Source organism: Cellulosimicrobium sp. NPDC055967, from assembly GCF_042269845.1.
Taxonomy (GTDB): domain Bacteria; phylum Actinomycetota; class Actinomycetes; order Actinomycetales; family Cellulomonadaceae; genus Cellulosimicrobium.
In genome coordinates this window covers 623,033-645,627 of the sequence record NZ_JBHJYJ010000001.1, presented here as the reverse complement: position 1 = coordinate 645,627, position 22,595 = coordinate 623,033, and the positions used below count along the sequence as shown (strand labels likewise).

Sequence of the window (22,595 nt, the reverse complement as noted above, 5' to 3'; positions counted from 1 at the left end):
CGCGCGTTCCCGGAGCGGCCGCGCGAGGCCCCTCGGCCTCGCGCTCGCCGCGGCCCTCACCGTCCCTCTCGCAGTGCCTCTCGCTTCCCCGGCGGGGGCCCTCACAGCGGCTCCCGCCGCCGCCGCGGAGCCCGGGGACTTCTCGTCGTCCTTCGAGTCGGGAGACCCCGCAGCGCTCGCCACCACGGTGGCCGAGCGCGACGGCGCCCCCTGGCAGTCGAACGTCGGGTCGTTCACGAGCGGCCTCCCCGGCAGCGTGCTCGGGAAGCTCAAGGCCGTCACGGCGAGCGCCCAGAACCTGCCGAACGAGGGCGCCGCGAACCTCGCGGACGGCAGCTCCGGCACCAAGTGGCTCGCGTTCGCCTCGACCGGCTGGGTCCGGTACGAGTTCACGGAGCCGGTCTCGTTCGTCGCCTACTCGATGACGTCGGGCGACGACGCCGCGGGACGCGACCCGAAGACCTGGACGATCGAGGGCTCGAACGACGGCTCCACGTGGACCCCGCTCGACCAGCGCACCGACGAGGACTTCCCGAACCGGCAGCAGACCCGCAGCTTCGAGCTCGACGAGCCCACCGAGGCGTACACGTACCTGCGCCTCAACGTGACCGCGAACTCGGGCGACTCCATCGTCCAGCTCGCCGGCTGGGACCTCTCGGGCGACCTGAGCGCCGGCCCCTCCGCCGCGCCCATGAACACCAAGGTCGGCACGGGCCCGCGGGTGAACTTCACCAACAAGGCGGGCGTCGGGTTCTCCGGCCTGCACTCGCTCCGGTACGACGGCTCGCACCTCGCCGACGGCGAGACCTACGCGACCAACGTGCTCTACGACGACGTCGACGTCGTCGTGGGCGAGGACACGCGCCTGAGCTACACGATCTTCCCCGAGCTGCTCGACGACCTCCAGTACCCGTCGACGTACGCGTCCGTGGACGTGCTGTTCACCGACGGCACCTACCTGTCCGACCTCGGCGCGCGCGACGCGCACGAGACCGTCGCGACGGCCCAGGCGCAGGGCGAGGGCAAGATCCTCTACGCCGACCAGTGGAACTCCGTGCGGATCGACCTCGGCGACGTCGCCGCGGGCAAGACCGTCGACCAGGTGCTGCTCGGCTACGACAACCCGGGCGGTCACGCCGGCACCAGGTTCGCGGGCTGGCTCGACGACGTCGCGATCACCGCGAGCCCGGCGACGATCGACGGCTCGAGCCTCGCCAACTACGTGGACACGCGCCGCGGCACGCTCGCGTCGGGCAGCTTCTCGCGCGGGAACAACATCCCGGCGACGGCGACGCCGAACGGCTTCAACTTCTGGGTGCCCTACACCAACGCCTCCTCGCAGAGCTGGCTGTACGAGTACCACAAGGCCAACAACGCCAACAACAAGCCCGTGCTCCAGGGCTTCGGCATCTCGCACGAGCCCAGCCCCTGGATGGGCGACCGCAACCAGCTCACGTTCCTCCCGTCGACGGCGTCCGGGACGCCCGACGCCACGCTCTCGACGCGCGGCCTCGAGTTCGACCACGCCGACGAGCTGGCACGCCCGGACTACTACGGGGTCACGTTCACCAACGGGTCCGCGATCGAGGCGACGCCCACCGACCACGGTGCGGTGCTCCGCTTCAGCTACCCCGGCGCCACGGGCCACGTGCTCGTGGACAAGGTGGACGGCTCGTCCAAGCTCACGTACGACCAGGCCACGGGGACGATCTCCGGCTGGGTCGAGAACGGCTCGGGCCTGTCCGTGGGCCGTACGCGCATGTTCGTCGCCGGCACCTTCGACCGTAGTCCGACGGCGGTCGGGACGGCGGCGGGCAACCGTGCGGACGCGCGCTTCGCGACGTTCGACACGTCGTCCGACAAGACGGTCGAGCTGCGTGTCGCGACCTCGTTCATCAGCCTCGACCAGGCGCGCAAGAACCTCGACCTGGAGGTGACGGGCAAGACCTTCACCGAGGTCAAGGCCGCCGCCGCGCAGGCGTGGAACGACCGTCTGGGCGTCATCGAGGTCGAGGGAGCGAGCGAGGACCAGCTCGTCACGCTGTACTCCAACCTCTACCGCCTCAACCTGTACCCGAACTCGCAGTTCGAGAACACGGGCACGGCGCAGGCTCCGGCGTACCAGTACGCGAGCCCGGTCTCCGCGACCACGGGCTCCGCGACGGACACGCAGACGAACGCGAAGATCGTCGACGGCAAGATCTACGTGAACAACGGGTTCTGGGACACGTACCGCACGGCCTGGCCGGCGTACTCGCTCCTCTACCCGGAGCTCGCGGGCGAGCTGATCGACGGGTTCGTCCAGCAGTACCGTGACGGCGGCTGGATCGCGCGCTGGTCCTCCCCCGGCTACGCCGACCTCATGACGGGCACGAGCTCCGACGTCGCGTTCGCGGACGCGTACCTCAAGGGCTCGCTCCCGACGGACTCGGCGCTCGAGGCGTACGACGCCGCGCTGCGCAACGCCTCCGTCGCGCCGCCGAACAACGCCGTGGGCCGCAAGGGCCTGCAGACGTCGCCGTTCCTCGGGTTCACCCCGGAGTCCACGCACGAGTCCGTGTCGTGGGGCCTGGAGGGCCTGGTCAACGACTTCGGCATCGGCAACATGGCCGCCGCCCTCGCGGAGGACCCGGCCACGCCGGACGAGCGTCGCGAGGCGCTGCGCGAGGAGTCCTCGTACTTCCTCGAGCGCGCCACGCACTACGTCGAGCTGTTCGACCCCGAGGTCGACTTCTTCGTGCCGCGGCACGCGGACGGCACGTGGGCCGTCGACCCGGAGACCTACAACCCGGAGGCGTGGGGCGGCGGGTACACCGAGACGAGCGGCTGGAACTTCGCGTTCCACGCGCCGCAGGACCCGCAGGGTCTCGCCAACCTCTACGGCGGCCAGCAGGGCCTGGAGGACAAGCTCGACCTGTTCTTCTCCACGCCGGAGAAGGGCGCCGGCAACGGCGGCATCCACGAGCAGCGCGAGGCGCGCGACGTGCGCATGGGCATGTGGGGCATGAGCAACCAGGTGTCGCACCACATCCCGTGGCTGTACGACGCCGCGGGCGCGCCCTCGAAGACCCAGGAGAAGGTCCGTGAGGTCACCCGCCGCCTGTTCGTGGGCAGCGAGATCGGCCAGGGCTACCCGGGCGACGAGGACAACGGCGAGATGTCGTCGTGGTGGATCTTCGCCTCGCTCGGCTTCTACCCGCTCCAGGTCGGCTCCGCCGAGTACGCGGTCGGCTCGCCGCTGTTCGACAAGGCGACCGTGCACCTGCCGGACGGCGACCTCGTGGTCAACGCCGAGAACAACTCGGTGGACAACGTCTACGTGCAGTCGCTCGCGGTGGACGGCGAGGCCCGCACCTCGACGTCGCTCTCGCAGGCCGACCTCTCCGGCGGCGCGACGCTGGACTTCGTCATGGGTCCGGAGCCGTCCGACTGGGGCACCGGCGAGGACGACGCCCCGCCGTCGCTCACCGAGGGCGACGAGCCCCCGGCACCGGTCCAGGACGCGACGACGTCGGGCCTCGGCACGACGACCGTCGTGGACGGCGACGCGGCGACGAGCGCCGCGGCGCTGACGGACAACACGTCCGGCACGCGCACGACGTTCGCCACGACGACCCCGTCGATCACGTGGGCGGGCAACGGCATCCGGCCGACGGTCGGGTCGTACACCCTCACCTCCGGGGCGAGCGGGACGGCGTCGCCGTCCGCATGGACCCTCGAGGGCTCCGACGACGGCGAGACCTGGACGACCCTCGACGAGCGGTCGGGCGAGCAGTTCCGCTGGGCGCTGCAGACGCGGCCGTTCACGGTCGCGGAGCCGACGGCGTTCGCGCAGTACCGCGTGAACGTCACCGAGGCCTCCGGTTCGGGCGCGCTCTCGCTCGCCGAGGTCGAGCTCCTGGCCGACCCGAAGGCCTCCGGGGCCGAGGAGCTGACGCTCTCGGCCGCGCCCGACCGCGACACGGTCACCCGGCGCGAGGTCTCGGGCTCGTTCGCGACCCTCACCGGGGTCGAGGGCGACGCGTCGGCGCTCGACGTGCAGGTCGCGTTCGGCGACGGCTCCGAGCCCGTCGCGGGCTCGCTCCAGGCGGGTGCGTTCGGCGGGTACGCGGTGAACGCCGCGCACTCGTGGACCGCCCCGGGCGTCTACCCGGTGACCGTCACGGTCTCGGGCGAGGGGATCGAGCCCGTCTCGACCACCTCGTACGTCTCCGTCTCGCTCCTGCGCGAGGGCTCGCTGCTCGCGGCGTACGACAACGTCTGCATCGGCGACCTCGGCACGACCGTCGGCTCGTGCGACGGCCAGGGCGTGTTCTTCGACCGGGCCCAGCTCGCGGCGAAGGGCTTCGTCCAGGGCGAGCGCGGCACGGTGCCCGGCACCGACCTCGCGTTCGACGTCCCGGCGATCCCCGCCGGCCAGCCGGACAACGCGACGGGCGACGGCCAGACCATCGAGCTCGAGGTCCCCGCGGACGCCGAGCAGCTCTCGGTGATCGGCACGGGCACGGAGAAGAACCAGCAGGCCCAGGGCGTGCTGACCTTCGACGACGGCTCGTCGCAGCCCATCGACCTCAGCTTCGGCGACTGGTCGGGCGCGGCGCGCAACCCGGTGTTCGGCAACATCCCCGTCGCGGTCACGGACAACCGCCTGCGCGGCGGCAGCCCGCAGACCGGCACCCCCGCCGCGTTCTTCGCGACGGCGCCGATCACGCTCCCCGAGGGCAAGCGGCCCGTGAGCCTCACGCTCCCGGACCAGCCGGGCGAGCTCTCGCGCGACGGCCGCATCCACGTGGTCGCGGTCGCGCACGACGGGACGTTCGCCGAGCACCCCGCGCTCGAGGTGACGGCCGCGTACGGCGTGACCCTCGCCGTCGGGCAGTCCGCGGACGCGGTGCTCGCCCAGGTGACCGGTGGCCGCGAGGGCGTCGAGCTCCGCGCGGCGGTCACGTGGGGCGACGGCTCCGACGTCGCGGCGGGCACGGTGACGGACGGGTCCGTCTCCGGGTCGCACGCCTACGCGGCGGCCGGGGCGTACACCGCGTACGTCGTGGTCGACGACGGCTGGACCAGCCAGGTGGTCGAGGTCCCCGTGACCGTGACCGAGGGTCAGCCGACGCTCGCGATCGACGTCACGGTGAGCACGCGCTGCCTCGCCGGCAAGGCGTACGTCGCGGTCCGCGCCGAGAACGGCGAGGACGCGCCCGTCGCGATCCGCCTCGTCACGCCGTTCGGCACCAAGGAGTTCGCGGCCGTCGCGCCGGGGGCCAACGCCTACCAGTCGTTCGCGACGCGGGCGACGTCGGTCGAGGCCGGCACGGTCACCGTCGAGGCGACCCGAGGAGACCAGGGGGTGACGGCGTCGATCACGGCGGACTACGCGGCCGTGACCTGCGGCTGAACCCCTGAGCCCACCTCGCGCCCCGGTCTCCGGGGCGCGAGGTGAGCATGCACCACCGGCGGTGCCCCGGGATGATCGTCCCGGGGCACCGCGCCGTACCGGCACCGCGCCCGGTGCGGCACCACGTTCCCAGCACGAGAAGGACCACGACATGACCGAGCACCCGTCCGAGCGGCCCACCCCCGCCGTCGACCCCCAGGGCGACCACACGGCGGGCCACGCTCGCTGGCGTCGCGACCAGCTCGCCGACCTGCTGCACTTCGGCGAGGCGTCGCTGCGTGCCGACGGGGCCGCGCAGTGGCTCGACGACGACGACCGCCCCGACCCGACCCGGCCGGTGCACACGTGGATCACGTCGCGCATGGCGCACGTGTACGCGTTCGCGTCGCTGCTCGGGGTCCCGGGGGCGGGGGAGCACGCGGACGCGGCGCTGCACGGGCTGCGCGCGGTGCTCGTGGACGCGGAGAACGGCGGCTGGGTGTCGTCGCGGGGCCCGGCCCGCCGGCCGGGCGACCTCGACGTGGGGGAGGGGGTCCCGGTGGACGGGACGAAGAGCGCCTACGCGCACGCGTTCGTGGTGCTCGCCGCGGCGTCGGGGACGATCGCGGGCCGCGAGGGCGCGCGCGAGCTGCTCGACGCGGCGCTCGCCGTGCTCGACGAGCGGTTCTGGGAGCCCGGCCCGCGCATGCACGCGGACGAGTGGACGCGCGACTGGACCACGCTCGACGAGTACCGCGGCGTCAACGCGAACATGCACGCGGTCGAGGCGCTGCTCGCGGCCCACGACGCGACCGGCGACGCCGAGTGGCTCGACCGCGCCGCGTCGATCGCGGACCGCGTGGTCGGGTGGGCGCGCGAGAACGAGTGGCGCATCCCCGAGCACTTCGACGCGGACTGGAACCCGCTGCCGGACTACAACGCCGACCGCCCGCGCGACCCGTTCAAGCCGTACGGGTCGACGCCGGGGCACGGGCTCGAGTGGGCTCGCCTCCTCCTCCAGGTCGACATCGCGGCCGGCACGCCCGGTGCGCGCACCGAGGCCGCGGTCGCGCTGTTCGACCGCGCCGTCGCCGACGGCTGGGACGGCGAGCACGGCGGCGGGTTCGTGTACACCGTCGACTGGTCCGGGGTGCCCGTCGAGCCGCGCCGCTACCACTGGGTCGCGGCCGAGGCCGTGGCCGCCGCCGACGTGCTCGGCCGGGTCACGGGGGAGTCGCGCTTCGCCGAGGCCGCCGCGGGCTGGTGGGCGTGGATCGACCGGTTCCTCGTCGACCCCGAGCGCGGCTCGTGGCACCACGAGCTCGACACGGCCAACCGCCCCGACGGCGTCACGTGGGTCGGCAAGCCCGACGTCTACCACGCCGCCCAGGCCGTGATCCTCCCCGACCTGCCGCTCACCGGATCGCTCGCCGCCTCGGCGAAGGCCGCGGGCAGCATCCTGGGCTGAGGCCCACCCTCAGACCGCCGAGCCCGGGGTCGTTCCCCACGTCACCGTCGCCGTGAGGATCGACCCCGGGCTCGGCGCTTGATACCCCCACAAGAGTTAGTATTCTTGGTGGGGGTTTGATCTGAGGGGGTGTCATGGTGGGATTCGTCGGGCGTGCGACGGAGCTGCGCGAGCTCGCGCACCAGCTGGACGTCGTCCGGACGGGTGGGCGGGCGGATGCCGGCGTCGCCGTGCTGCTTCGAGGCCGCCGCCGCGTCGGCAAGTCGCGCCTCGTGACAGAGCTCATCGAGCGGGAGGGCGTCCCGTCCGTGTACTTCCAGGCGGCGCGACACGCTCCCCCGGGGGACGAGCTCGCGGCGTTCGCCGAGGCTGTCGCGCGGTCGGACCTACCCGGTGCCGCCGTCGCGGAGGAGAACAGGCCCACCTCCTTCACCGCTGCCCTCCGGTTGCTGGCGGCCGCGCTGCCTGCCGAGACCCCGGCCATCGTCGTCGTGGACGAGCTGCCCTGGCTGCTCGAGGGGATCCAGGGTGGCGCCGGGGAGCTGCAGCGCGTCTGGGACCGGGAGCTCTCGCGACGGCCCGTGCTGCTGCTCCTCCTCGGGAGCGACCTGGCGATGATGGAGGCGCTCGGGCGTCCGGACCAACCGTTCCACGGGCGCGCGACCGAGATGCTGCTGCGTGCTCTGTCCCCTCGGGACGTCGCCCGGATGACGGGACTGACGGGAGCCCACGCCTTCGACGCGTTCCTCGTCACGGGCGGACAGCCGCTCGTCGCGCAGGAGTGGCAGCCGGAGGAGCCGCCCGTGGCCTTCGTGCGGCGCGCGTACGAGCGGCCGACGAGTGCGCTCGTCGTCTCCGGGACGAGGGTCCTCGACGGCGAGCTGCCCTCCACGTCGCACGCCCGGATGGTGCTGACGGCGATCGGCGGCAAGGGCGAACGGACCTACTCGCGGATCCTCCAGGCTCTCGACGGCTCGATCTCCCCGACGACGCTCGACCGGTCGCTCGGGCTCCTGGCCGAGAAACGCGTGATCGCCGCCGACGAGCCGCTCTCCACCCGGGCCGCGACGAAGGACCGGCGCTGGCGGGTCTCCGACCCGGCGCTGCGGTTCTGGCTCGCGATGGTCGAGCCCGCGCTCCCGGACATCGACCGCGGTCGACCCGACCTGGCTGCCGCCCGGTTCGAGACGACGTTCTCGTCCTGGCGCGGTCGCGCGATCGAACCCGTGGTGCGGGAGGCTCTCGCGCGCCTGCTGCCTGACGAGGCCTGGCCCGGTGCCCGAGAGGTCGGAGGGTGGTGGCCGCGGAACAACACCCCCGAGATCGACCTCGTCGCGGCGGACACGCGCCCCGCGCGCACCATCGCGTTCGTCGGGAGCATCAAGTGGCATGCCCGCACGCCGTTCACGGCGCGGGACGTCGCGGCGCTCGCCGCCGACGCCGTCCACGTGCCGGGCGTCGGCGCCGCGACCCCGCTCGTCGCGGTCTGCCCGGCCGGTGCCGACGACGACCCGCGCCTGTCCCGGGTGTGGACGGCCGATGACCTGCTCGCCGCCTGGCCATGACGACGAGAGCCCCGCACCGGACCGGTGCGGGGCTCTCGTGCGCTGAGCGGGTGACGGGAATCGAACCCGCGCTATCAGCTTGGGAAGCTGAAGTTCTACCATTGAACTACACCCGCGCGGCGCTGGTGGCGTCCGCCCCGGGCCCTCTGGGAGGATCCTCGGCGAACCAGCGCGCGCCCCGATCATAGCGGACGTCGCCGGTGATGCCAGAACCCGACCGCACGACGACCCGATCCGCGCCCGTGTGCGGCGCACGCCGGAGGAGCAGCCTTGTCCGAGAACCCGTACCAGCAGCAGCCCGACCCCGCGCAGGGGAGCCCGGCCCCGGGCGACCCGGTCTACGGGGGCGGGGCGACGCCGTCGGGCGCGGCTCCCGCGGGCCAGCCCGACCCGGGGCAGCAGGCCTACGGCGAGCAGGGCTACGGCCAGCCGCAGGGCTACGGCGACGCCTACGGCCAGCAGCCGTACGGGACGCCCGGCGCGCAGGCGGGGTACGGCCAGCCGCAGGGGCAGGCCTACGGCGCCGAGCAGCAGCAGGGCTACCCGCAGGGCTACCCGCAGCAGGGCTACGGCCAGCAGCCGGGGTACGCGCAGCCCGGCGCGTACGGACAGCCCGGCTTCGACCCCGCGTACGACCCCCAGGCCAAGTCCCGGCTCGCCGCGGGCCTGCTCGGGATCCTCGTCGGGAGCCTCGGCATCCACCGGTTCTACCTGGGCTACACGGGCATTGGCCTGACGATGCTGCTCGTGTCGGTGCTGTCGTTCGGCTTCGCCGCGCCGGTCATCGCGATCTGGGGCCTCGTCGAGGGGATCCTCTACCTGACCTCGAAGACGGGCTACTACTCGGTGGACTCGACGGGCCGCCCGCTGCGCGCCTGACGCCTCGCCGAACCCGGGGTCGCGGGTCATCTCGCCGTCGAGACGACCCGCGACCCCGGGGACGGCCCCGTGGGGTGACCGCGGATCCAGGGTTCGGCGACCGCTCCTGGCGGGCCCCGGCGTCGGCTAGCGTGGGCCCGTGCTGCTCTCCGACCGCGACATCCGGGCCGAGCTCGACGCCGGGCGCGTCCAGCTCGAGCCGTACGACCCGTCGATGCTCCAGCCGTCGAGCATCGACGTGCGCCTCGACCGGTTCTTCCGGCTGTTCGACAACCACAAGTACCCGTTCATCGACCCGTCGCAGGACCAGCCGGACCTCACGCGCCTGGTCGAGGTCGACCCGGCGGAGCCGTTCGTGCTGCACCCGGGGGAGTTCGTCCTCGGGTCGACGTTCGAGGCGGTGACGCTGCCCGACGACGTGGCCGCGCGCCTCGAGGGCAAGTCCAGCCTCGGCCGGCTCGGCCTGCTCACGCACTCCACGGCCGGCTTCATCGACCCCGGGTTCTCCGGGCACGTGACGCTCGAGCTGAGCAACGTCGCGACGCTCCCGATCACGCTGTGGCCGGGCATGAAGATCGGGCAGCTGTGCTTCTTCCGGCTGTCGTCGCCCGCCGAGAACCCGTACGGGTCGAGCGTCTACGGCTCCCGCTACCAGGGCCAGCGCGGCCCGACGGCCTCCCGCTCGTGGCAGAGCTTCCACCGCACCGACGTCTGAGCGCGGCACGCCGCGTCGGACGCCGTTCGACCCCGCAGGACCCGATGACCGGAGGACCGCACCGCATGAGCCCGCTCCCGCCGCTGCCGCACCCCGACGGGCCCGGCGCCGCGCAGTCGTACCAGGCGCGGCACCTGCTCGGGCTCCCGGCCGACGTCGTCGTGGACGAGGTCGAGACGCTCGCGCTCTCGCGGTTCGCGGGCGCGCGCTGGGACGTCGCGCCGGAGGGCACCGAGCCGCTCGTGCCGCCCGCCCGCACGGCGGCCCCCGGGGCGCCGGGCGTGCTGCGCACGTCGCGCCACACGACGATCACGGGCCCGTACGCCGGCCCCGGCTCCGGTCTGCCGCCGGGCACGACGCTCGTGTTCGACGTCGTGTGCCCGCGCGAGCGCGGCGACGTCCCCTACCCGGGGGGCGGGGACCGCGACGGCGTCGGGCGCGCGTTCCCCGGCGGGCTGCCGGTGCGCGAGGAGGAGCGGGTCGTGGCGTTCCTCGTCGCGGCGGCGCGCCGCCTCGGCGGGTCGGTGCGGACCGACGTCGGGAACCCGGCCGCGCCGGGCGTCGTGCTCACGCCGGACCCGGGCGTCGCGGTCGACATGACGCTGTACTCGGACGTCTGGCTGGACCCCAACGCCGCGCTCTCGCTCGTCGCGCGGCTCAACCCCCGCACGCGGCTCGCGACCGAGGGGAAGTCGTACGAGGGGCCGCCGAAGGGCATCGCGGAGCTGCCGCTCTACCCGGGCGAGAAGATGGACCCCGCGCTGCGGCGCGCGATCCACGCGGCCGCTGACGACGTCGACATCAAGGCGCTGACGACCGGCGCGGTCCTCGACGGGTACGGCCTCATCGTCGACCTCGGCATGGACGGGCTCGTCGCGGTGGAGGTCGGCGGCGAGGAGGCCCTGCCGCTCCTGCTGCGCGGCCTGCCGTGGACGGCCGACGGCGCCGTGAGCTACCGCGTGCGGTGGGAGCCGCGCGACCTCGTCGAGTCCCAGCAGGAGCAGCCGTCGCTCGACCACCAGGTCGCGCGCAAGCGCGCGGCGGAGGTCGTCGCGCAGGTCGCCCGGACGCTGCACGACGCCGTGGGGGGCGAGATCGCGGACGAGGCGGAGTTCCTCGTGGACCCCGAGGATCTGTGACGGGAGACTGAGGAATCGGTCACGGTCCGGGCTGCGGGGCCGGAGGAGGGCTGAGGAGTCGGTAAAATGATCCGCGGCACGGCATCGCCGTCGCCGTGAACTGTCGTGCCCTGCGACTCCCTTCCGCGGGTGCGACGATGACAAGTCCAGCAAGTCCCCCGGTCCTGCCTGCCCACCCCGCCCCCGACCCGGACGGAGCGGCCCGTGCTCTACGTGCTCGTTGCTCATCTCGTGATGGCACTGGGCGCGCCCGCACTCGTCTCGTTCCTCGGCCGCCGGGCGTTCCTCGTCATGGCGCTCGCGCCGGCGTCGGCGGCCGTCTACGCGCTCGCCTGGACCGAGCGCGTGATGGCGGGGGAGCACCCCACCCAGGTCGTCGAGTGGGTGCCGGGCCTGGGTCTCGAGCTCGCCTTCCGCATGGACACGCTGTCGTGGCTCATGCTGCTGCTCGTCGGCGGCGTCGGCGCGCTCGTCCTCGTCTACTGCTCGGCCTACTTCTCGCCCACCGCGCAGGGCCTGCGGCGGTTCGGCGGCGTGCTCACGGCGTTCGCCGGGGCCATGGTGGGGCTCGTCACCGCGGACGACATGCTGCTCCTGTTCGTCTTCTGGGAGCTCACGACCGTCTTCTCCTACCTCCTCATCGGGCACTACGCGGACCGCAAGGCGAGCCGTCGTGCCGCGATGCAGGCGATCGTCGTGACGACGGCGGGCGGCCTGGCGATGCTCGTGGGCGTCGTGATCCTCGGGGTCCAGGGCGGGACCTTCCGGATGTCGGAGATCATCGCCGACCCGCCCGCGGGCGGCGCGGTGACGGCCGCGATCGTGTGCCTCCTGGTCGGCGCGGCGAGCAAGTCCGCGCTCATCCCGCTGCACTTCTGGCTGCCCGCGGCGATGGCGGCCCCGACGCCCGTCAGCGCCTACCTGCACGCGGCCGCGATGGTCAAGGCCGGCGTCTACCTCGTCGCCCGGTTCGCGCCCGCCTACTCCGACACGACCGTGTGGCGGTCGATGGTCATCGCGCTCGGCGCGGGCACGCTGCTCGTCGGCGGCTACCGCGCGCTGCGCCAGTACGACCTCAAGCTCGTGCTCGCGTTCGGCACGGTGAGCCAGCTCGGCCTCATCATCCTGCTCGTCGGCCTCGGGACGCGCGGGGCCGCCCTCGCGGGGCTCGCGATGATCGGCGCGCACGCGATGTTCAAGGCGTCGCTGTTCCTCGTGGTCGGCGTCGTCGACGCCGCGACCGGCACGCGCGACCTGCGCCGGCTCACGGGCGTGGGCAAGGCCCTGCCGTGGACGGCGGTCGCGGGCGGGCTCGCGGCCGCGTCGATGATCGGGCTGCCGCCGTTCGCGGGCTACGTCGCGAAGGAGGCGGCGCTCGAGTCGCTCCTGCACGGTGAGGGACCGGTCTGGGTCGACACGGTGGTCCTGTGGGCGGTCGTCGTCGGGTCGATGTTCACGGTCGCGTACGGGATCCGGTTCTGGTGGGGAGCGTTCGCGTCCAAGCCGCACCTCGGCACGCCCCCGGCGCGGGCCAACGAGCACGTGGGCGTGCGCGCGGCCGCCGCGCGCCGCCCGGCGGTCGAGGCCGACGAGCCGCCGATCGACCCCGCGCGCATCCACCGCCAGCCGGTCCTGCTGGTGGGGCCCGCCGTCGTGCTCGCGGTCCTCGGCCTCGCGACCGCGCTCGTGCCCCACTTCGGCGAGGATCTCCTCGCGCCCTACGCGGACACCTACCCCGTGGGCGAGCCCGGGCACCTCGTCCTGTGGGCGGGCTTCACCCCCGCGCTCGCGCTCACGGTCCTCGTCCTCGCGGTCGGCGTCGTGCTGTTCTGGCAGCGGGCGCGCGTCGAGCGCTTCCAGGCGTCGCTGTGGACCGGCCCGGAGGCCGACGTCACGTACCGCAAGGTCATGCGCAAGCTCGACGACCTCGCGGCCGACGTCACCGCGGTCACCCAGCGTGGCTCGCTGCCGTTCTACCTCGGCGCGATCCTCGTGGTCCTCGTGCTGGGGCCGGGCGTCGTCATGGTCGCGCAGACGGCGTGGCCCGAGCAGCTCAAGGCCTGGGACCGTCCGGCGCAGCTCGTCGCCGTCGCCGCGATCTGCATCGCGTCGGTGCTCGCCGCCCGCTCGCGCCGCCGGCTCAAGGCCGTGATCCTCGTCGGCATCGCCGGCTACGGCAACGCCGTCCTCTTCCTCCTGCACGGCGCCCCCGACCTCGCGCTCACGCAGGTCCTCGTCGAGACGATCACGCTCGTCGTCATGGTGCTCGTGCTGCGCCGCCTGCCCGCGTACTTCTCCAACCGGCCGCTCGCCGCGAGCCGGTGGGTGCGCCTGGGCATCGGCCTGGCCGTCGCCGTCGTCATGATGGGCTTCGCGGTCGTCGCGCCGCTCGCGCGGGTCGCGACGCCCATCTCGGTCGACTTCCCGGCCGAGGCGTACGAGTTCGGGCACGGCAAGAACATCGTCAACGTGACCCTCGTCGACATCCGTGCGTGGGACACGATGGGCGAGATCTCCGTCCTCCTGGCGGCGGCGACCGGCGTCGCGTCGCTCGTCTTCCTGCGCACGCGCAGCGGCGAGATCCTGCGCGCGTCGGGTGCGAAGCCCGCCACGACGGCGTCCGGCTCGGGCGTGTGGAGCGAGGGCAGCGCGGACCCGGGTGCGGCGCTGCGCCGCCGCGGCGTCACCGAGAAGGACCAGCCGCGCATGCTCGTGTGGCTCAGCGCGGGGCGCACGCTCGCTCCCCAGAGACGCTCGGTGATCTTCGAGGTCGTCACGCGCGTGCTGTTCCACGCGATGATCGTCTTCGCGCTCTTCCTGCTGTTCTCCGGCCACAACGCGCCCGGCGGCGGGTTCGCGGCCGGGCTGGTCGTCGGGATCGCGCTCATCGTGCGCTACCTCGCGGGCGGTCGCTACGAGCTCGGCGAGGCGGCACCGGTGCACCCGGGCCTGCTGCTCGGCACGGGCCTGTTCCTGTCCGCAGGCGTGGGGCTCGTGGCGTTCCTGCTCACCGGCAACGTGCTCGGCAGCGACGCGTACGACATCGCGCTGCCGCTGGTGGGGGAGATCCACCTCGTCACGTCGCTGTTCTTCGACGTCGGCGTGTTCCTCGTCGTCGTGGGCCTCGTCCTCGACATCCTGCGCACCCTGGGGGCGGAGATCGACCGGCACGCCGAGCGCGCCGCCGCCGGGCGCGAGCCCGGCGAGGACACGGGGCCGTTCGAGGCCATGGAGCCCGACTCGATCGGGGGCGGCCGACGGTGAACGTCATCGACATGACCCCGAGCGTCGTCCTCGTGCTCGCGATCGGCGTGCTCTTCGCGGCGGGCGTCTACCTGCTGCTCGAGCGCAGCCTCACGCGCGTCCTGCTCGGCTTCATCCTCATGGGCAACGGCGCGAACCTGCTGTTCCTCGTCGCGGGCGGGCGCGCCGGGGGAGCGCCCCTCATCGGCACGACGCCCGAGGACGAGATGAGCGACCCGCTCGTCCAGGCGATGGTGCTCACGGCGATCGTCATCACGCTCGGCATCACGGCGTTCGTGCTCGCCATGGCGTACCGGTCGTGGCAGCTCCACGGCCACGACGAGGTGCAGGACGACCTCGAGGACCGCCGGGTCGCGCGGCACGCCGCGCGCAACGCCCCGGCGTTCGAGGACGCGGACACGGAGGAGAGCGGCGCGAGCCTGGACGACGAGGCCGCCCAGGTCCGCGACGAGACCGACGGCGACGGCGACGGGATCACCGACGGGCAGGAACCGCCGTCGTCCCCGGCCCTGCAGGCCGCGGTGGACGACGACGCCCGCGACGACCGCCCGGACGACCCACGACCTGACGACCGCAGCCACGACGGGAAGGAGCCGCGATGAGCCTCACCGCCGCGGCCCTCGTCCCGCTGCCCGTCGTCCTCCCGCTCGTCGCGGCCGGCGCCGCGCTCGCGCTGTGGCGCCACCCGCGCGCGCAGCGGCTCATCACGGTCGCCGCCCTCGCGCTCGTCCTCGCCGCGTCGGTGGGGCTGCTCGTCGCGGCCGACTCCGGGCCGATCGTCGTCGACGTCGGCGGCTGGGCCGCGCCGGTCGGGATCGACCTCGTCGCGGACCGGCTCTCGTCGCTCATGCTCGTCGTGTCGAGCTTCGTCATGCTGTGCGTCCTGCTGTACTCGCTCGCGCAGGGCGTGGCGGACGGCGACGAGGAGGCGCCGGTCGCCATCTACCACCCGACGTTCATGGTCCTCGCGGCGGGCGTGTTCAACGCGTTCCTCTCGGGCGACCTGTTCAACCTCTACGTCGGGTTCGAGATCTTCCTCGCCGCGAGCTACGTGCTCCTGACGCTCGGCGGCACGGGCGAGCGCATCCGCGCGGGGTCGATCTACGTCGTCGTGGCGCTGCTGTCGTCCATCGTGTTCCTCGTCGCGATCGCGCTGACCTACGCGGCGACGGGCACGGTGAACCTCGCCCAGCTCTCGGAGCGCTACGCCGAGATCGATCCGGGCGTGGCCCTGACCATCCAGCTCCTGCTGCTGCTCGCGTTCGGCATCAAGGCGGCGATCTTCCCGCTGTCCGCGTGGCTGCCGGACTCGTACCCGACCGCGCCCGCGCCGGTGACGGCGGTGTTCGCCGGCCTGCTCACCAAGGTGGGCGTCTACGCGATCATCCGCACGCAGACGCTGCTGTTCCCGGAGGACAGCGTGGTCGACGACGTGCTCATGTGGCTCGCGCTGCTCACGATGGTCGTCGGGATCCTCGGTGCCGTCGCGCAGAACGACATCAAGCGACTGCTCTCGTTCACCCTCGTCAGCCACATCGGCTACATGATCTTCGGCATCGCGCTCGCGTCCGAGCCGGGCATGGCGGCCGCGATCTTCTACGTGGTGCACCACATCACCGTCCAGACGACGCTGTTCCTGGTGGTGGGCCTCGTGGAACGTCGCGGCGGGTCGACCTCGCTCGACCGGCTCGGCGGCCTCGCCAAGCTCGCGCCGGGGCTCGCGATCCTGTTCTTCATCCCCGCGATGAACCTCGCCGGGATCCCGCCGCTGTCCGGCTTCCTCGGCAAGGTGGGCCTGCTGGAGGAGGGCGTCGCGCAGGGCACGCCGCTCACGTGGGCGCTCGTCGTCGGGTCCGTCGTCACGTCGCTGCTCACGCTGTACGCGATCGTCAAGGCGTGGAACAAGGCGTTCTGGCAGACGGCGCCCGTGGAGATCCCCGCGGACGCGCGCCTCCCGCGCGGCATGGTCGGTCCGGCGACGGCGCTCGTCGCGTTCGGCCTCGCGCTCACCGTGGTGGCCGGGCCGCTCTACTCGTACACCGAGCGCGCCGCCGCGACGCTGCTCGACGGTCACACGTACGTCGACGCCGTGTTCCCGGGCGACTCCGACCGCGGGCAGGGCGAGTCGAACGAGGTCGCGACCGACGAGACGGGCACGGAGCCCGCCACGACGGCCGGGGGTGGGGACGGATGAGCCTGCACCGTCGCCGTCGCGCGCTCGCCTCCGGCTGGTTCGCGCGCGTCACCACGCAGTGGCGCACGATCCTGTGGCTGACGATCGTCTGGGTCATGCTCTGGGGCGACCTGTCGTGGGGCAACGTCCTCGCGGGCGTCATCCTGGGCTTCGCCGTCATCACGTTCTTCCCGCTGCCGTCGATCGCGGCGCGCGGGAAGCTCCGACCGTGGCCGTTCGCCGTGCTCGTCGGGCGCTTCGTCGCCGACCTCGTCGTCGCGTCGTTCCAGGTGAGCCTGCTCGCACTCACGCCCCGCCACACGCCGCGCGGCGCCGTCGTGGGCGTGCGGCTGCGCAACCCGTCCGACATCTACCTGACGATCACGGCCGAGCTCTCCTCGCTCGTGCCCGGCTCCATCGTCGTCGAGGCCCACCGGCTCACCGGGATGCTCTACCTGCACGTGCTCGACGTCGAGACCGCGGGCGGGGTGGAGAAGGTGCGCCAGGACACGCTCGCCCTGGAGGCCCGCGTGCTGCACGCGCTCGCGTCCAACGACGAGCTGCGCGCGGCCGGCCTGTACCGCGAACCGTCGAAGCGAGAGGTGGCCGAGGCATGAGCGACACCGTCTACCTCGTCGTCGTGATCGCGTCCGCCGCGCTGCTCGCGGTCGGCGCGAGCCTCGCGATCGTGCGCGCCGAGCGCGGCCCGTCGATGCTCGACCGCACCATCGCGCTCGACGTCTTCACGACGACTCTCGTCGGCGCGATCGCGCTCGAGGCCGCGTTCTCGCGGCGCACCGACACCATCCCGATCCTCGTCGTGCTGTCCCTCGTCGGGTTCGTGGGCTCGGTGACGATCGCGCGCTTCGCGTCCGTCGAGCCCGAGGACGAGGGCCGCATCCGCACGGCCGACGAGGTCGCCGCGGAGGACGCCGCGCGCCGCGAGGCCGAGGAGGCCGACCGCGACTCCGCCGTGGACCCCGAGCACCACGGCGGCGCGCCCGAGGGGGAGGTGCGCTGATGGACCCGGCGACCAGCTTCTGGGACACCCTGGCCGACGTCGTCTCGGCCGTCTTCCTGCTGAGCGGCGCGTTCCTCGCGTTCGCCGCGGGGGTCGGCGTCGTGCGCTTCCCCGACCTGCTCGCGCGCATGCACGCCGCGACGAAGCCGCAGGTCCTCGGGCTGATCCTCGTGCTCGCGGGCCTGAGCCTGCGGCTGCGCTCGTGGGGCGCCGTCGCGACGCTGTTCCTCGTCGTGGTCTTCCAGCTCCTCACCTCGCCCGTCGCGGCGCACATGGTCGGCCGCGCCGGCTACCGGACCGGCAAGGTGCGCACGGACCTGCTCGTCGTGGACGAGCTCACGCGCGACCAGGACGCGGCCGAGCGCGAGGACTCGGGCGAGCACGAGGACGCCGGTGCCGCCGCCGGCCCGGCGTCGCGCGTGAGCGCGCGTCGGGAGACCGGCGACGCGGAGCCGGCCGCCACCGGCGACACCGCCGCCGGCGACGTCGGGCCCGCTGCCGGGCCCGACACCTCGGAGCGCTGACGCGCTCGTCGGGTCCAGAGACCGACGGCGGCTGCCGTCGACCGCCGCTCCGCGCGCGGGCTGCGGGCACGGCTGGTAGACCGGCTGCATGGCCGACGCCCCCACGCCCGCCCCGCCGCCGCCGGAGTCGCGCAACCCGCGGGTCGCCCGGCCGGAGGACGCGGGCGAGAGCACCGTCACCGTCGTCGTCGCGTTCCTCGCCAACGCGCTCGTCGCGGGCGCCAAGACCGTCGCCGCGACGATCACCGGGTCGGCGTCGATGCTCGCCGAGGCCGTGCACTCGTGGGCGGACACCGGCAACGAGGTCTTCCTGCTCGTCGCCGACAAGCGCTCGCGGCGCCCCGCCGACGCCGAGCACCCGCTCGGGTTCGGCCGCGAGGCGTACGTGTGGTCGATGTTCGCGGCGATCGGTCTGTTCGCCGTGGGCGCGGGGGTGTCGATCACGCACGGCATCCAGGAGCTCGTGCACCCCCAGCCCGCGGACGACTTCGTCGTCGCCTACGCGGTGCTGGCGTTCGCGTTCGTCCTGGAGGGCGTGTCGTTCCTGCGGGCCCGGCGCCAGGCGCGCGACGAGGCGCGGGCCGCCGACCGCGACACGCTGCACCACGTGCTCGTGACGTCCGACCCCACGCTGCGGGCCGTGTACGCGGAGGACGCCGCCGCGCTGGTCGGCCTCGTCGTCGCGTTCGGCGGGGTGCTCGCGCACCAGCTCACCGGCTCTCCGGTCCCGGACGCGATCGGGTCGATCGTCGTCGGCCTCGTGCTCGCGGTGGTGTCGGTCGTGCTCATCGACCGCAACCGCCGCTTCCTCGTCGGCGAGGCCGCGATGCCCGCCACGCGGGCCGCCGTCCTGCAGGGCATCCGGGACCTGCCGGAGGTCGAGCGCGTGACCTACCTGCGGCTCGAGTACGTCGGCCCGCGCGCGCTGTACCTCGTGGCGAGCGTCGACCTGCGCGGGGACGAGTCGGAGACGTCGGTCGCGCTGCGGCTCGACGAGCTCGAGCGCCGCGTGACGTCCGTGCCGCTCATCGCCGGCGCGGTGTTCACCGTCTCGGCGCCCGAGGAGCCGTCGATCGCCTGACCCCCAGGCCCCGGGTCCGGCGGGAAGGGGACCGCGGGCAGAACGGACGAAGCGGTACACATCCACGGCCGGGGTGGGTAGGGTCGGGCGATGGCCCCGCAGCGCACGCCCCGGCACCGGGCTGGCGCGCCCGCGGACGCGCCGCGGTCCCGACCGGCAGCCCCGGCGACCGCAGCAGCACGACGGCGGGGCGACCCGTTCGCGCGGCACCTGCGGGCAGCACCGCGGGTGGCCGTGACGTCGGGGGTCGCCGCGGCGCTGCTGCTCGGACCGCCCCTGGGCGTCACGCTCGCGACGATGACCGGTGAGGTCCGCCCGGAGCACGTCGGCCCGCTCGGCCCGGTGGTCGCCGCGCTGCCCTGGCAGGGGACCGACCCGCAGACCTGGTTCGACGGCCGCGACCCGCGCGACGACAGCGCCTCCCGCACGCTCGCGGACGGTCGCGCGACGGCGGACCGGGACGCCTCGGGGGACGCGGCGACGCCGGGCGGAGCCGCCTCGCCGAGCGGGTCGAGCCCGGGCGACGACGCCGGCGCGCCCGAGGCCGGGGGCGACGAGGCGCCGTCGCCCGCGCCGTCGTCCGAGGCGCCGGGTGCGGCACCCGGCGCCACGCAGGGCGACCCGGTGCCGTCGGACGCCGGGACGGAACCTGCACCGAGCGTGACGCCCGCCCCGACGTCCGGCCCCGCGGCGGCGTCGGCACCCGCGTCAGCAGCCCCGGCCAGCCCGGGCACGATCACCGCCGAGGGCGCCGCCGTCGTCGACCGGACGAACGCCGAGCGGGCCGCGGCGGGGTGCGGGCCCCTCGTGGTCGACGAGCGGCTCACGGCCGCCGCGCAGCTGCACAGCGAGGACATGCTCGCCCAGGGCTACTTCGACCACACGAGCCTCGACGGCCGCTCGCCCTGGGACCGCGCGAAGACCCAGGGCTACCCGAACCCCGGTGCGGAGAACATCGCGAAGGGGCAGGCGACCGCCGAGGACGTGGTGCGCGCGTGGATGGACTCCCCCGGGCACCGGGCGAACATCCTCAACTGCGACCTGCGCGAGATCGGCGTCGGGCACGCGGACCGGGTGTGGACCCAGCTCTTCGGCTGGGGCTGAGCGCGTGCTCCGGCACGAGCCGGACGCTCAGAGGAGTGACGGCGCCCCGGTCGCGCGGGCCTCGCGGTCGAGCAGGCTGCGCTTGACCTCGAGGCCGTAGCGGAACCCGCCCAGGCTGCCGTCCGTGCGCAGCACGCGGTGGCACGGGACGAACAGCGCGGCGGCGTTCATCGCGCACGCGCCCGCGGCGGCGCGCACGGCGGCGGGCCGCCCCGACAGCTCGGCGTACCGCGTGTAGGTGACGGGGTCGCCCGGCTCGACGGTGCGCAGCACGTCCCACGCGTGCGCGCGGTAGGGGCCCGAGACCTGGCGCACGGGGACGGCGTCGATCGCGTGCACGTCGCCTGCGTAGTACGCCCGGACCGCGGCGACCGCCGGGACGACGGCGGGCGCGTCGTCGGGCACGGTCGAGACGTCCGCGGGGCGCAGGTCGGGGTGGACGAGCGCGACGAGCGCCGCGGGCTCGGCCGTCCAGCCGGAGGCGAGGACCGTGCCGTCGGGGTCGACGACGACCGTGAACGGGCCGTCGGGCGTCTCGACGGTCGTGGTGACGGCGGTGCCGGTGGTGCTCCCGGTGGCGGCCGTCGTCGCGGGGGCGGTCGGTGCGGTGGTCACGGGGTCTCCTTCGTGGGGGTGGTCGAGGGTCGAGGAGCCGCGGCGCGCCACAGGTGCATCGCGGCGTAGGAGCGCCACGGCGCCCAGCGCTCGGCGTGCGCGGCGAGCGCACGACGTTCCTCGGGCAGGCCGAGCGCCGCGGCGCCCGCGCGGAGGGCGAGGTCGCCGTCGAGCAGGACGTCCGGGTCGTGCAGGACGCGCATCGCGACGTACCCGGACGTCCACGGGCCGACGCCGGGCAGCGCCTCGAGGGCCGCTCGCTGCGCCGCGGGGTCGTCGGCGCTGGACAGCGCGAGGGTGCCGTCCGCGAGGGCCTGGGCGACGCCGAGGATCCCGGCCGTGCGCCGCGCCGGCCCTCGCAGGTGCTCGGCGCCGCCGTCGGCGAGCTGCGCCGCCGTCGGGAAGAGGCGGGTCGGCCCGAACCGGGAGACGAACGGCGTGCCGAGCGCGACGGCGAGCCGCGACAGGTGCGTGCGCGCGGCGGCGACGGAGATCTGCTGCCCGACGAGGGCGCGCACGAGGATCTCGGTCGCGTCCACCGCGCCCGGGACGCGGACGCCCGGGACGGCGTGCACCGACGCGGCGAGCGCGAGGTCCGCCGCGAGGGCCGCGTCCACGGCCGCGGGGTCGGCGTCGAGGTCGAAGAGCCGGCGGACCCGCGCTATCGCGGCGGGCAGGTCGGCCACGGACGTGAGCTCGAGCTCGACGTGGAACCGCGGTGCGCCGCGGGTGCTCCCCGGCGGCGGGCCGTACGTCGCGCGGAACGCGCCCGGCCCGTGCGGCAGGGCGAGCGTGCGCGCGTAGGACAGCGCGGGCCCGCCGAGGTCCGCGACCTCGACGCCGTCGACGGCGCGCGCCGCGAGGAACGCGAACACGCCGCGTGCGTCGAACGGCTCGCGCAGGGGGAGCGTGAGGTCGAGCACCGCGGTGGTGCCGCCGTCGTCCCGGACGGCACGAGCGTCGTCGGGGACGCGCACGCCCGCGTCGCCGCGCGGAAGGGTCGGGCGGCCGGGCCGGGCCCGACGGCGCAGCTCGCTCGGCGTCGTGTCGAAGACCTCGGTGATGGTGTCGTTGAACTGCCGGACGCTGCCGAAGCCCGCGGCGAACGCGACGTCCGCGAGGCGGAGGTCCGTGCCCGTGAGCAGGGCACGCGCGGTCTGGGCGCGCAGCGCGCGGGCGAGCGCGACCGGCCCGGCGCCCAGCTCCGCGACCAGCACGCGGTGCACGTGCCGGGCCGAGTACCCGAGGCGCGCGGCGAGGCCGTCGACGCCCTCGCGGTCCACGACGCCGTCGGCGACGAGGCGCATCGCGCGGGCGGAGAGGTCGTGCCCGAGGTCCCAGCTCGGCGTGCCGGGCACGGCCTCGGGGAGGCAGCGCTTGCACGCGCGGTAGCCGGCCTCGTGCGCCGCGGCGGACGTGAGGTAGAACGTGACGTTCTCCGGCTTGGGCGTCCGCGCCGGGCACGACGGCCGGCAGTAGATGCCCGTGCTGCTCACGGCGGTGATGAACTGCCCGTCGAACCGGCGGTCGCGCGACGCGATGGCGCGGTAGCGCTCCGCGAACACGGGGTCCGCTGCCGCGCGGGGAGTCGCGAGGGTCGTCGTCATGCCTCGATCCTCACCCCACGGACCCTCCCGTGGCTAGCGGTATTCGGACACGACGGTGACACG

The 22,595-nt window shown here is 74.2% G+C and carries 16 protein-coding genes and 1 tRNA gene; 14 read left to right on the top strand and 3 right to left on the bottom strand.

Going from position 1 to position 22,595, the window contains the following annotated elements; all coding sequences use genetic code 11:
* Positions 1-73 precede the first annotated feature (73 nt).
* The 3 genes from ACFC2L_RS02735 (at position 74) to ACFC2L_RS02725 (ending at position 8,410) form a co-directional block, all read left to right on the top strand.
* Entirely contained in the window at positions 74-5,398 is a 5,325-nt protein-coding gene (locus tag ACFC2L_RS02735) for a GH92 family glycosyl hydrolase (RefSeq protein ID WP_375822714.1), read from the top strand.
* A 151-nt stretch (positions 5,399-5,549) separates the two neighbouring features.
* On the top strand, positions 5,550-6,845 hold the full coding sequence (locus ACFC2L_RS02730) for an AGE family epimerase/isomerase (RefSeq protein WP_375822712.1): 1,296 nt from the start codon (positions 5,550-5,552) through the stop codon (positions 6,843-6,845).
* Between the two features lie 134 nt (positions 6,846-6,979).
* Positions 6,980-8,410: an ATP-binding protein gene (locus ACFC2L_RS02725; RefSeq protein WP_375822710.1), complete on the top strand. Its 1,431-nt coding sequence runs from the start codon at positions 6,980-6,982 to the stop codon at positions 8,408-8,410.
* Positions 8,411-8,455: 45 nt separating this feature from the next.
* On the opposite strand, the gene ACFC2L_RS02720 is transcribed toward ACFC2L_RS02725, so the two are convergent.
* Positions 8,456-8,526 (bottom strand) — tRNA-Gly (locus tag ACFC2L_RS02720).
* 154 nt (positions 8,527-8,680) lie between these two features.
* Between ACFC2L_RS02720 and ACFC2L_RS02715 the strand changes: the two genes are divergently transcribed.
* The 11 genes from ACFC2L_RS02715 (at position 8,681) to ACFC2L_RS02665 (ending at position 20,310) form a co-directional block, all read left to right on the top strand.
* Positions 8,681-9,289 carry an NINE protein gene (locus ACFC2L_RS02715; RefSeq protein WP_375822708.1) on the top strand — a complete coding sequence of 203 codons (609 nt, stop codon included), beginning with the start codon at positions 8,681-8,683 and terminating at the stop codon, positions 9,287-9,289.
* 139 nt (positions 9,290-9,428) lie between these two features.
* A complete protein-coding gene (gene dcd / locus ACFC2L_RS02710; protein ID WP_047233554.1) occupies positions 9,429-10,004 on the top strand; it encodes a dCTP deaminase in 576 nt (191 codons plus the stop codon).
* 65 nt (positions 10,005-10,069) lie between these two features.
* On the top strand, positions 10,070-11,143 hold the full coding sequence (locus tag ACFC2L_RS02705) for a hypothetical protein (protein WP_375822706.1): 1,074 nt from the start codon (positions 10,070-10,072) through the stop codon (positions 11,141-11,143).
* 204 nt (positions 11,144-11,347) lie between these two features.
* Complete coding sequence (locus ACFC2L_RS02700; protein WP_375822704.1) at positions 11,348-14,407, top strand: Na+/H+ antiporter subunit A; 3,060 nt, start codon at positions 11,348-11,350, stop codon at positions 14,405-14,407.
* An 11-nt stretch (positions 14,408-14,418) separates the two neighbouring features.
* Positions 14,419-15,009 carry a Na(+)/H(+) antiporter subunit C gene (locus tag ACFC2L_RS02695; protein ID WP_375822702.1) on the top strand — a complete coding sequence of 197 codons (591 nt, stop codon included), beginning with the start codon at positions 14,419-14,421 and terminating at the stop codon, positions 15,007-15,009.
* Positions 15,006-16,601: a Na+/H+ antiporter subunit D gene (locus ACFC2L_RS02690; protein ID WP_375822700.1), complete on the top strand. Its 1,596-nt coding sequence runs from the start codon at positions 15,006-15,008 to the stop codon at positions 16,599-16,601. Before ACFC2L_RS02695 ends, ACFC2L_RS02690 begins: the two co-directional genes overlap by 4 nt.
* Positions 16,598-17,197: a Na+/H+ antiporter subunit E gene (locus ACFC2L_RS02685; RefSeq protein ID WP_375822698.1), complete on the top strand. Its 600-nt coding sequence runs from the start codon at positions 16,598-16,600 to the stop codon at positions 17,195-17,197. Before ACFC2L_RS02690 ends, ACFC2L_RS02685 begins: the two co-directional genes overlap by 4 nt.
* The gene (locus tag ACFC2L_RS02680; RefSeq protein ID WP_087470905.1) at positions 17,194-17,601 is read left to right on the top strand and encodes a monovalent cation/H+ antiporter complex subunit F; all 408 of its coding nucleotides are present in this window, start codon (positions 17,194-17,196) and stop codon (positions 17,599-17,601) included. The genes ACFC2L_RS02685 and ACFC2L_RS02680 overlap by 4 nt, the downstream gene beginning before the upstream one ends.
* Positions 17,601-18,125 carry a monovalent cation/H(+) antiporter subunit G gene (gene mnhG / locus ACFC2L_RS02675; protein ID WP_375822696.1) on the top strand — a complete coding sequence of 175 codons (525 nt, stop codon included), beginning with the start codon at positions 17,601-17,603 and terminating at the stop codon, positions 18,123-18,125. The genes ACFC2L_RS02680 and mnhG overlap by 1 nt, the downstream gene beginning before the upstream one ends.
* Before the next feature lie 88 nt (positions 18,126-18,213).
* On the top strand, positions 18,214-19,206 hold the full coding sequence (locus tag ACFC2L_RS02670) for a cation diffusion facilitator family transporter (protein WP_375822694.1): 993 nt from the start codon (positions 18,214-18,216) through the stop codon (positions 19,204-19,206).
* A 90-nt stretch (positions 19,207-19,296) separates the two neighbouring features.
* The gene (locus ACFC2L_RS02665) at positions 19,297-20,310 is read left to right on the top strand and encodes a CAP domain-containing protein (protein ID WP_375822692.1); all 1,014 of its coding nucleotides are present in this window, start codon (positions 19,297-19,299) and stop codon (positions 20,308-20,310) included.
* A 27-nt stretch (positions 20,311-20,337) separates the two neighbouring features.
* Here ACFC2L_RS02665 and ACFC2L_RS02660 read toward each other — a convergent pair whose 3' ends face one another.
* On the bottom strand, positions 20,338-20,925 hold the full coding sequence (locus tag ACFC2L_RS02660; protein ID WP_375822691.1) for a methylated-DNA--[protein]-cysteine S-methyltransferase: 588 nt from the start codon (positions 20,923-20,925) through the stop codon (positions 20,338-20,340).
* Positions 20,922-22,532, bottom strand: coding sequence for an AlkA N-terminal domain-containing protein (locus ACFC2L_RS02655; RefSeq protein WP_375822690.1), 1,611 nt, complete (start codon positions 22,530-22,532; stop codon positions 20,922-20,924). Before ACFC2L_RS02655 ends, ACFC2L_RS02660 begins: the two co-directional genes overlap by 4 nt.
* Positions 22,533-22,595 lie beyond the last annotated feature (63 nt).